Consider the following 9,564-nt stretch of genomic DNA (forward strand, 5'->3'; position numbering starts at 1 on the left):
TTCCAGGATGACGAAAGCACCCGACAGTCAGCGACGTAAAGCCCCGTCCTGGTTGCGTGAGACAGCCGTACTCGTCGTCGTCGCGCTGGTGCTGAGTGTTCTGCTTCAGACGTTCGTCGGTCGGGTGTACTTGATTCCGTCCCAGTCCATGGAGCCCACCTTGCATGGGTGTCCGGGGTGTACAGGTGATCGAATCGTGGTGGACAAGATCACCTTTCGCTTCGGTGATCCGCAGCCCGGTGATGTGGTGGTGTTCAAGGCACCGACGTCGTCGTGGAACGTCGGCTACACCTCGACGCGATCGACCAACCCGATTGGCAAGGCAGTGCAAGACGCGGGTTCGTGGGCCGGACTGGTCGCGCCCGACGAGAACGATCTGGTGAAACGAGTCATCGCAACCGGCGGGCAAACCGTCCAGTGTTGCGACTCCCAGGGTCGCGTCGAAGTAGACGGGAAGCCACTCGACGAGCCGTACATCGTCATGGACTTCCCGTTCGTAGCGAACACGCTCACGTGCGAGACCACGCCGCAATCCGGTCGCTGCTTCGGCCCGGTGACCGTACCGTCTGGCAATCTGTGGATGATGGGCGACAATCGAAGCGGCTCAGCAGATTCCAGATCTCATGCCAGGGATGAACTGGGTGGCACCGTTCCGGTCGACGATGTCGTCGGAAAGGCGCGTCTGATCGTGTTGCCACCCTCGCGCTGGGGAACCATCGATTCGCCGTCGATTCAGCAACGCTGATCAGAACCCTAGATCGCGGTTGCGACGCTCACGCTCGATGCGACGCTGTTCTTCGGCCCGTTCTCGGCAGCGACGCAGAAACTCGGCGTCGGCTTCAGGATTCTGTGCAGCTTGTCGGCCGGGCCGCGTCTCGTATTCCGGGAACTCGGAGTTGGTTGCCCTCCGGTAGCCGGAGCCGCCGCCTGGACCTCCCCAGATTCCACCCCCAATCGGGCGTCCCGCGAACAGCCAGGCCAGCGATCCTGCAAACGGTAGAAACACCACGAGCAGCAGCCAGACGATCTTGGGGAGATACCGGACCCCGCCGTCATCGGCAGTGATCACGTCGATCAGGCAGAACACCCACAGCAGCATCACCAGCAAACCGACGTACGGCATTCGATCCTCCACGCTCGAGACCATCCGGTCTGTTGTATCGAGGATCGTAGCGGGAGAATCGTGAATTCGACAGTGGAAGAGCACGGGCTCCTGGCCGGAAAGTAATCGCTGGCCGAGTGCGTCGTCCCCTGCTACCTTCTGTGCGACGTACGAGTCCGAGGAGGTGGTAGCCGTGAACGCAGTACCGACATGGATGCTCCTTCGGAGTGACACGATCTGACAGCAGGTCGGTCCGGGAGCGCCGTTGATCAGCTCCCGAAAGGCACGACCATGCATTTCACGTCCGAACAACGTCTCGATGATCATGTCCTCGAACGCAAGTTCACACTCGGCGACATTCCCGGGATCCTGTGGACCCCGGTATTCCGCACCGCTCCAACACCTTTGATTCTCTTCGGCCATCCCGGTGGTCTCGATATGATGTATTCGCGTCTTGCCGCTCGGGCGCGACACGCGGTGAGCGCAGGTTACGCCGCAGCAACCCTCGAACTACCGGCTAGCGGGATGCGTCCGCGATCTGTTGTCGCCGAGCAGGCTCGAGCAGATCTGCGCCGAGCAGTGGGAGCCGGCGAACCGGTCACCGACGACATCATCGATCGACTCGTCCTTCCACTGGTCGAGAAGGCGGTACCGGAGTTGCAGGCTGCTCTGGATTCTCTCCTCACTCTCCCCGGAGTTGTTGGACCTGTCGGCTATTCGGGAGGTGTGGCGGCCATCGGAGTTCGCCTCGCGGTTGTTGAGCCACGCATCGCGGCCGCGCTGCTGTTCGCCGGTAGCTTCGTGCCCCGCGCCACATTCGACGAGGCCAAGCAGGTGAGCATTCCGCTGCAGGTCCTTCTGCAATGGGACGACGAAGGAAACGACAGGAACATGGCGTTGAGTTTGTTCGACGCTTTCGGCTCGTCGGAAAAAACGTTGCACGCCAACATGGGTGGGCACACCGGCGTCCCGCACTTCGAGGGCGACGATGGAAACAAATTCTTCGACCGGCATCTGAAGTAGTTGCGCGAGGTCGGGTCGATCAGTGACCAGCGCAGTAGATGTACAGAGACGATCCCCGCGCGCCCCTGGTGAACACAACGGAGACAGGGTCTCTCGATCCCTGAGCGGGGCGCGACATGGATAGCATCTCGGCTTCGCAACTGAAGCCCAGTGAGGTCCAGCTGGTCTTCGTGGCGGTGCCGCACGTAGCCGGTTGCAGCGGGGGATACGACGGGTTGGCCGCAGTGACAGCCGGCCCGTCCAATTCCTTCGGTGCGTCGAATCGAGCGGACCACGCGGGTTGGCCCACGAACTCCGAGTACATGACGCCCTGAGTGAACTGGAATCCATCCGGGATTGCGAAGGCGATCTTCTCCACCTCGCGCGACGCATCGTCTTCGTCCATGGACATGGGTTTTCCGGGCTCGAAGGAACCACACGAGGTGGTGAGAAGGACCAGCAATGCAAGCGCTGCCTTCCACGAACTGTTCATGTCATCACCGATCTCGGGTGAGGGTGCCGTATGCGGAAATCGGTAGCTCTCGGAGGAATCCCAATCCTGCGACGCGTCGGCACCCGTCCAATTCGACTGTGAGGTGGGTGGATCCGGAACCGTCGGGGCGAGTCAGGTCGGTAGAGGCAAACAGTGTTGCCGGAGTCGAGCACGGCTGAGCGATAGGCGCGTCGGCGATGTAGCCGAGCAATTCGATGCTGTCCGGCCGGTCGAGGGTGAAGGACGTTCCCGCGACGGTCTCGTATTCGGCAGGCGAGTCGTCCGCGTCTTCGGATCCGGCGTACGTGCAGACCTGCAGGAATCCGACATCGTCTGTGGGTGCCACCAAAGCCGGAGGAAGCATCGAATCGCCTGTGCGTCGACGCTCGACTGCACTGGCAACGTCGGCGTCGGAGGTCTCGTAGAATTCCCCGCTCATAGCTGGGCCCGAACACACAGTCGCGTAGTCGTAGTCGTAGCCCGTGGAGTAGACGGTCCGAGAAACTTCGTCCAGTTCGTTCAACAACTGAAGCGGCTCGTCTCGTAGTCCGCACGGTTCGGCAGGCCAGGCGGGACGAAATGCTCGACCCGATGCGTCGACGAACCACAGTCCGACGGGTGCTTCGACCGAGTAGGCACAGCTCGCCATGATGCCGCTGGCAAAACGTGTCGAGGGGACTGCGAACTCGCCCATCGCGGCCTCGACGTCCCCGCGGAGACGGACCGAATCCAACGTCAGCACGTTGTCGTCACTGAGCGCCCGTTCGCATCTGAGTACTTCGACCGGCTCGAAATATCGCGGGGGATAGCCCGGCGTAGGGGCATCGACAGTGACGTTCGGATCCCACACAGAGCCGCCCAGTGCGGAGACGATGTCGTCGGCCATGCAGTTCGGAGTCCGCGTGGTACTTGCCGTAGGTGGTCGGTACGACTCGGTCTCGATTCCGACGAACGGCAGTATGTGGCCGCAGGATGTCAGCAGTCCGCACAGTGTGATCACTGGAATCGCCCGAGCGGATCTACGCATACTGCAGGCTACTCAGCATCGCTTTGCGTACTGGGCACCTGTTCCTCGTCCGGCTCGGTGGAACGATGAGAGCATGGTGACGGTGATCATGGCCAGAAAGACTGCTGGATAGGTGAATTGAACGGCAGCCTCGAAAGCGGGTGATCCCTCGAACATGAAGATTCCGATTGCTTTGATTCCGCGGTAGTCGGTGAAGTACCAGGCGATCATGGGCACGGTGACCGCTACCGGAGTCAGCCAGCTCCACCAGGTGCGACGGCGAATGGCGTAGTCGATGGCGACGATGGCCAGCGGTATGCACCACACCCAGTGGTGACCCCATGCGAAAGGAGACACCATCGGCGTCGCGAGGCCGCAGATCACCAATGCCAGCAACGTCTTACCTGCTTTGTGCGCGCGTGCAGCTGTCCAGAGAGCGAGGACGGCAACGGCGGCAGCAATGACAAACCAGACGATGAACGGCGGTGTGTTGCCCGGCCACAGGCGAGCCAGGGCTCCGTGAATCGACTGATTGGCCGGTGACGCGAGTGCCCCGATCCGTTCGGAGTCGACCATCGTCGCGGTCCAGAACTTCCACGAATCGGAAGGGATGATCAGGAATCCTGCTGCAACCGTGACCACGAAGGCGGCACCCGCGGTGAGCGCCGCGCGCCATTGTCTGACGGCCAGCAGATGGAGGACGAAGAACGCGGGAGTCAGCTTGAGCCCTGCAGCAATTCCCACACCGACACCGCGGAGACGACTGCCCTCACCTCGGTTGAGATCGAACAGAACCGACACGAGCAGTAGCAGGTTGATCTGTCCGAGCCAGATGGTCATGCGCACGGGCTCGAGCCAGGTGAACGCGATCGCCATCGGCGCGCTGACGAGATACATTCCGCCGGTGCGATATCCGAGCGACCGCCAGCTCAGGACTACCGTCGCGTAGACCAGCAGCACATTGATCACCTGCAGCAGTGTCACGGCAGTCGTCACGGTGAGCAGCGCGAGCGGGGTGAAGACCAATGCCGCGAACGGCGGGTAGGTAAAGGGCAATCCGATATCGAACAGTGCGAACTCGTACAGCGGCTGACCATTCAGGACCACCTCGCCGCCGTGTCGGTAGACGATGGTGTCTATTCCGTTGCCGAAGAGGCCGAACGGCACTTTCCATCCCAGGAAGTACGCATGTGCTGCGATGGCGATGCACGCTGCAAGGGTCGATCCCGCCAGCCATCGAGGACCGAAGCGATCCGGCGTCGTGTGTCCAGGTTGAATCGGAACGGACTGCGCGCGTGTGCCTTCGACGAACGACTCTTGCCCAGCATGCGTACGCGATCCAGTTTCGGTTCGTAACGGCATGTAGCTGGACGACGTCATGAAAGACACGATAGAACGTTGTGGCTGTGACCAGGGACGCGACACGGACTGACCGGTCGTTTTATGGAGCAGTCGTCACAACGCACCGGGTCCAGTCCCTGAATCGACGCCGCGATCCAGATGCACTACTTGTTTCTGGACGGGAACAAGGAATTCAGTTGGTATCGAGGATGGTTCGACGAGCCGTGTTTCTTGCCAGCCGAATCGGCTTCGGGTCCGCGTCGCACGAACTGCCCGGCTATCGAACCGATGAGTGCGATACCGAACCCCAGACATTGAAGTCCGGTCATGTTCTGTCCCAGTGCGATCCATCCGACGACTGCCGCAGTCAGAGGGCTCAGTACGCCGAGGAGTGTGATGTTGGCGGGAGGAAGAGCGCGGGCACCGCGAAACCACAGTGAATAGGCCAAGGCACCGCCTATCACTGCGAGCCAGGCATAGCCGACTACAGCCTCGGTATCGATTGCCCATGGACCGTCGTCGACGATCGGAATCAACGGAGAAATGACAATGCCGCCGACGAGTAATTGCCACGCAGTGGAATTGAGCGGGTTGGTGATGGGTGGCACGCCCCAGCGTCTCGTGAAAGTGACACCGGTGGCCATGCTGACCGTTCCGACTACTGCAGCGGCAAGACCGATTGCGTCGAGTCGGATTGTGCCCGATGTGGCCGTCAGTGCGACCCCGGCGACGGCGACGATGGCCCATCCGATGTGCACTGGGCGTGTGCGTCCCCAGTCGAACCCCGTGGATATCGCGATGATAATGAGTGGTTGCGCAGACCCGACGACTGCGGCGACCCCTCCGGGTAGTCGGTAGGCCGCCACGAACAGCATCGGAAAGAACACGCCGATGTTCAATACGCCGAGGGTTGCGGTCTTCAGTCGCCAACCCTTGCTGGGTATGCCTGGCGCGACGAGCAGCAGAAGTAGTCCGGCGGGCACCGCACGCAGGACGCTGGCCGTCATCGGCCGATCCGGAGGAAGAAGTTCGGTGGTCACCAGGTATGTCGTGCCCCAGAGGATGGGAGCAAGGGCAGCAGCGGCCGTCAATCCGAGAGTCGAGGAGGCGATGTCACGCGGGAGGCGTCGACCATCGGTTGGTTGTGTCTGCGTGCGAGGTGTCCGCATTGTTGGCTCATCTCCGGGACCGGGTCCTTGAACATCTCAACGCTCAACTATCTAGTGTTGAACGGTAGGACTGCCGTGTCAGAATGTCAACAATTGAGCGCTGAAGTTTTGAAGGGTGGTTGGTCGATGGCGAACGAGGCACTCGACGCAGTGGACCGGATAGTCGAGCAATGGCAGGCCGAGCGGCCCGATGTGGATGTCAGCCCTATGGCCGTTATCGGCCGCATCAGCCGAGCAGCATCCGTTCTGGACAAGCGCACGCAGGCTGTGTTGGTCGAATTCGGTTTGCAGTCAGGTGAATTCGACCTGATTGCGACGCTCCGACGCGCCGGGGCTCCGCATCGTCTTACCGTCGGACAGTTGTTGGACAGCGCGATGGTGACGTCGGGCGCTGTTACGCACCGTCTGAACCGGCTGACCGGCAAGGGGCTGATCGAGCGAGAAATCGATCCCACCAACCGTCGGGTGGTCATCGTGCAATTGACGCCGGCCGGAATTGCCGCAGTGGATGCCGCGCTACCCGCGCACGTGGCCAACGAGGAAGCTCTGCTCAGGTCACTGAATCCGGATGAGCGAAGCCAACTTGCAGGCTTGTTGAAAAGACTTCTCCTGGACCTTCGGTGAAGGTGTGGCGATCGGTCACTCGCACAAGGCCTTCCGTATCGCGACGAACTGTGGTACTTGTTGTTCTATGAACACATTCGACGCGTCGAAAGGCGCATGAGCGCCCGTAGTCACCCCACCTCCGGTTCCAGTGCACCGAGGTGCAGATCATGAAGCTTGCCGAGGCCCTCGCTGAACGAGGGGAACTGATCAAGCGCTCCGAACATCTGAAAATTCGGATTCTGGCGAATGCCCGCCACCAGGACGGTGAATCACCGGCCGAAGATGCTTCGATTCTGTTGTTGGAGTACGGATCTGCACTCGATCGGCTCGAAGAACTCATACGCAGGATCAACCGGACCAACAGCACCGCGAGGATGCGGGACGGAACCATCACCGATGCGCTCGCGTCCCGCGACGTGCTGCGTATGCGGCACAGGGCGATCTCCGCCGCGGCGGACGCGGCGTCGGGACGTGATCAGGAGCGCAGGTACGGCCCGCGTCAACTGCGATCGGAGTTGGTCTACGTTGCAGCTCTTCCGGTTGCCGAATTGCGCTCTGCTGCAGACGATATTGCCCAACGGATTCGGTTGGTGGACTTGGAGATCCAACGCGTCAATTGGGAGTTCGACCTGATCGAGTAGCTCACCACATGCCGGGTAGTAGGTAGTTTTCGTTCGAGGCGAGCACGTGCCGTGGCCGGCGGTTTCCGGTCCTTCTCCTGCGTGATGAGCGGCGTCACGGGCATTGCCCGATCACAGTGCAGCTCAGTACGATTCACGGAGTACGGCGCACATAACACAACGCACTACCGTGTGCTGATCGAACGAAGACGAGGGTGGGTAAGGGGCCACCCGGCATCATGGTCTCCGCGGCTGTTCGCGGCTAGTCTGAACAGTATGAAGGCTCCATCGATATCTCTGGAACGGCCCGCTCTGATCGTCGTCGACGTGCAGGCTGGGTTCGATGATTCCGACTTCTGGGGTCCACGTGACAACCCGCTGTGCGAGAGCAATATCGCTGCACTCGTTGGCTTGTGGAGATCGAAGGCATGGCCGATCGTGTTCGTTCGACACGACTCCGACAACCCGCAGTCACCGCTGGCACCGGCGGGTGCGGGGCACGCCTTCAAGGACATCCTCGAGGGGACACCTGATCTGTTGATCAGCAAGCGAGTCAACTCGAGCTTCTACGGCACGCCGGATCTACACGCCTGGCTTCGCAATGAAGGCATCGATCAGGTGGTGATCTGCGGAATCACCACCAATCACTGCTGCGAGACAACCGCACGGATGGCGGGCAACCTCGGCTATGACACCTATTTCGTCATCGACGCGACCCATACGTTCGATCGCATCGCACTCGATGGAACCACGGTGCCTGCCGCGACATTGTCGGCAATCACGGCAACAAACCTGCATGGTGAATTCGCAACAGTGGTTACGACGGCCGATTTACTCTAAGGTTGACTCGATTGAAATTTGATACCGTTCGGTATGGGTAATCGGGCGACGGCAGGGCTGGCGGGTCCGATTGTGCTGCTGTACTTGGGTTTTTTCGCTTCGATCACAGTGATCACGTCTCTTGTTCACGGGTTGTTCGAGCCTCGGATGAACTGGGCCGAAATCGGGTTGGGCGGAGCATTTGTGTTCTCGTTGATGGTTATTGCCGGTTTTGCTGCGTGCGTGTCGGCGGTGTCGATGCTCGCCGCCTCCCCGAGGTTTCCCGGAATAGTGGCAACCCCAGGTTCCTCCGTCGGGCGGAAGGTCGAGTCGTTCGGTGCGACTGCGATCGCCTTCTTGGTTCTCGCACTTGCCTTCGCCGGCACCCTTCCATGGCTCGGGATACTGGCCCCGCTTGTCGCGGGGTGGGCGTGCGTGAACACAATTCGGATCTACCGGTCGTTCGCGTTGGGCGGCCGAGCACCGGCAGCGGGGTAGTTGTGAATACCGCCCTTGCGCTCGGGCTGATCGCGGGCGTCGTTGCGTTCAGCTACGCCTCGTCAGTCGGGTTGCGAGGAAAGGCACTGCATCCCGACTTCTACGGCCGCGACGTACCGCACCGAGTGAAGACCCCACCGCACCTGGGTGCACGGGCGAACAGGTTGTTCGTTCTGGTTCCGCTGGTTTGGCTATTCTCAGATTTGAATCGCAGATCAACGGCGGAGTTGGCCGGGCTGGCAGCCTACGTCTTCGTCGTCGTAATATTCGGCGGCTACCCGTTCGAGAAGGTCAAGTCCCTGTGACCGACCAGCCGATGGTAGGGGCTGTCTGCAGATGATCAGAAACTCGATCGTCTTGCTATCAAACCGCGAGCGGCGGAAATCGCAGCGACCAACGCGACAATAGCTACGGCGATGATGACTGATGCTGTATCAGCGTTCGAGCCGTTCAACGGTAACCAACACCAAGTGAGAAGGCCGGACACGAGTCCGGCCACGGTGCCGTGAAGCGAAGCGACCGAATGCGTGTTTTCCTTCGAGAGCGTTTCCCTCATCAATCGATCGGCAACTCTTGTTGCGGCAACCGCGAAGAAGCTCACGATCGCTCCCGGGATGAGGGACAGAACAACGAAGACCGCGCCGAAGAGAACCACGGCTGGATTCGACACGATCGCTCGAAGATCGACACCGATGAAGGTAACGGTGAGTGCAAAAGCCAGCGAGATCGGAAACCACACTGCCGACTCACGCCGGAAGCTCGCCGGTTGTCGCTGCGCACGGTTGTGCTTGTCGCCGTCGCTACTCATATGAGGTTCCCCCAGGATGGTGGACACCGAGATAGCGGGATCGTTGGTTCCGCTGGAAGGATGTCTTCATGTCCCGCAAACGCAGGTCGTTCACGACCGA

General features: G+C 60.7%; 13 protein-coding genes. 7 read left to right on the top strand and 6 right to left on the bottom strand.

Features of this window, described 5'->3' with window-relative positions:
* The first annotated feature begins 7 nt into the window (after nt 1-7).
* Nucleotides 8-745: a signal peptidase I gene (lepB, locus tag CH286_RS27355; protein WP_094610996.1), complete on the top strand. Its 738-nt coding sequence runs from the start codon at nt 8-10 to the stop codon at nt 743-745.
* Here lepB and CH286_RS27350 read toward each other — a convergent pair whose 3' ends face one another.
* On the bottom strand, nt 746-1,123 hold the full coding sequence (locus CH286_RS27350) for a PLDc N-terminal domain-containing protein (protein WP_094611005.1): 378 nt from the start codon (nt 1,121-1,123) through the stop codon (nt 746-748).
* A 270-nt stretch (nt 1,124-1,393) separates the two neighbouring features.
* Between CH286_RS27350 and CH286_RS27345 the strand changes: the two genes are divergently transcribed.
* Nucleotides 1,394-2,125, top strand: coding sequence for a dienelactone hydrolase family protein (locus CH286_RS27345; RefSeq protein ID WP_094610995.1), 732 nt, complete (start codon nt 1,394-1,396; stop codon nt 2,123-2,125).
* 19 nt (nt 2,126-2,144) lie between these two features.
* Here CH286_RS27345 and CH286_RS27340 read toward each other — a convergent pair whose 3' ends face one another.
* The 4 genes from CH286_RS27340 to CH286_RS27325 all read right to left on the bottom strand — a co-directional run bounded on the left by CH286_RS27340 (nt 2,145) and on the right by CH286_RS27325 (nt 6,113).
* Nucleotides 2,145-2,597 carry a hypothetical protein gene (locus CH286_RS27340; protein WP_094610994.1) on the bottom strand — a complete coding sequence of 151 codons (453 nt, stop codon included), beginning with the start codon at nt 2,595-2,597 and terminating at the stop codon, nt 2,145-2,147.
* Nucleotides 2,598-2,601: 4 nt separating this feature from the next.
* Nucleotides 2,602-3,624, bottom strand: a complete 1,023-nt coding sequence (locus tag CH286_RS27335; RefSeq protein ID WP_176458377.1) for a hypothetical protein — start codon at nt 3,622-3,624, stop codon at nt 2,602-2,604.
* 12 nt (nt 3,625-3,636) lie between these two features.
* On the bottom strand, nt 3,637-4,983 hold the full coding sequence (locus CH286_RS27330) for a glycosyltransferase 87 family protein (RefSeq protein ID WP_255182788.1): 1,347 nt from the start codon (nt 4,981-4,983) through the stop codon (nt 3,637-3,639).
* A gap of 125 nt (nt 4,984-5,108) precedes the next feature.
* Nucleotides 5,109-6,113: an EamA family transporter gene (locus CH286_RS27325; protein WP_094610992.1), complete on the bottom strand. Its 1,005-nt coding sequence runs from the start codon at nt 6,111-6,113 to the stop codon at nt 5,109-5,111.
* 93 nt (nt 6,114-6,206) lie between these two features.
* On the opposite strand from CH286_RS27325, the gene CH286_RS27320 reads away from it, so the two are divergent.
* The 5 genes from CH286_RS27320 to CH286_RS27300 all read left to right on the top strand — a co-directional run bounded on the left by CH286_RS27320 (nt 6,207) and on the right by CH286_RS27300 (nt 8,961).
* Entirely contained in the window at nt 6,207-6,737 is a 531-nt protein-coding gene (locus tag CH286_RS27320) for a MarR family winged helix-turn-helix transcriptional regulator (RefSeq protein ID WP_230592692.1), read from the top strand.
* A 149-nt stretch (nt 6,738-6,886) separates the two neighbouring features.
* Nucleotides 6,887-7,360, top strand: coding sequence for a DIP1984 family protein (locus CH286_RS27315; protein WP_094611003.1), 474 nt, complete (start codon nt 6,887-6,889; stop codon nt 7,358-7,360).
* 255 nt (nt 7,361-7,615) lie between these two features.
* Nucleotides 7,616-8,179 carry a cysteine hydrolase family protein gene (locus CH286_RS27310; RefSeq protein WP_032405462.1) on the top strand — a complete coding sequence of 188 codons (564 nt, stop codon included), beginning with the start codon at nt 7,616-7,618 and terminating at the stop codon, nt 8,177-8,179.
* A gap of 147 nt (nt 8,180-8,326) precedes the next feature.
* Complete coding sequence (locus CH286_RS27305; RefSeq protein ID WP_141215912.1) at nt 8,327-8,656, top strand: hypothetical protein; 330 nt, start codon at nt 8,327-8,329, stop codon at nt 8,654-8,656.
* A gap of 2 nt (nt 8,657-8,658) precedes the next feature.
* A complete protein-coding gene (locus tag CH286_RS27300; RefSeq protein WP_094610990.1) occupies nt 8,659-8,961 on the top strand; it encodes a hypothetical protein in 303 nt (100 codons plus the stop codon).
* Between the two features lie 35 nt (nt 8,962-8,996).
* Here CH286_RS27300 and CH286_RS27295 read toward each other — a convergent pair whose 3' ends face one another.
* A complete protein-coding gene (locus CH286_RS27295) occupies nt 8,997-9,464 on the bottom strand; it encodes a hypothetical protein (protein ID WP_037147025.1) in 468 nt (155 codons plus the stop codon).
* Nucleotides 9,465-9,564 lie beyond the last annotated feature (100 nt).

Source organism: Rhodococcus sp. WWJCD1, from assembly GCF_002258735.1.
GTDB lineage: Bacteria > Actinomycetota > Actinomycetes > Mycobacteriales > Mycobacteriaceae > Rhodococcoides.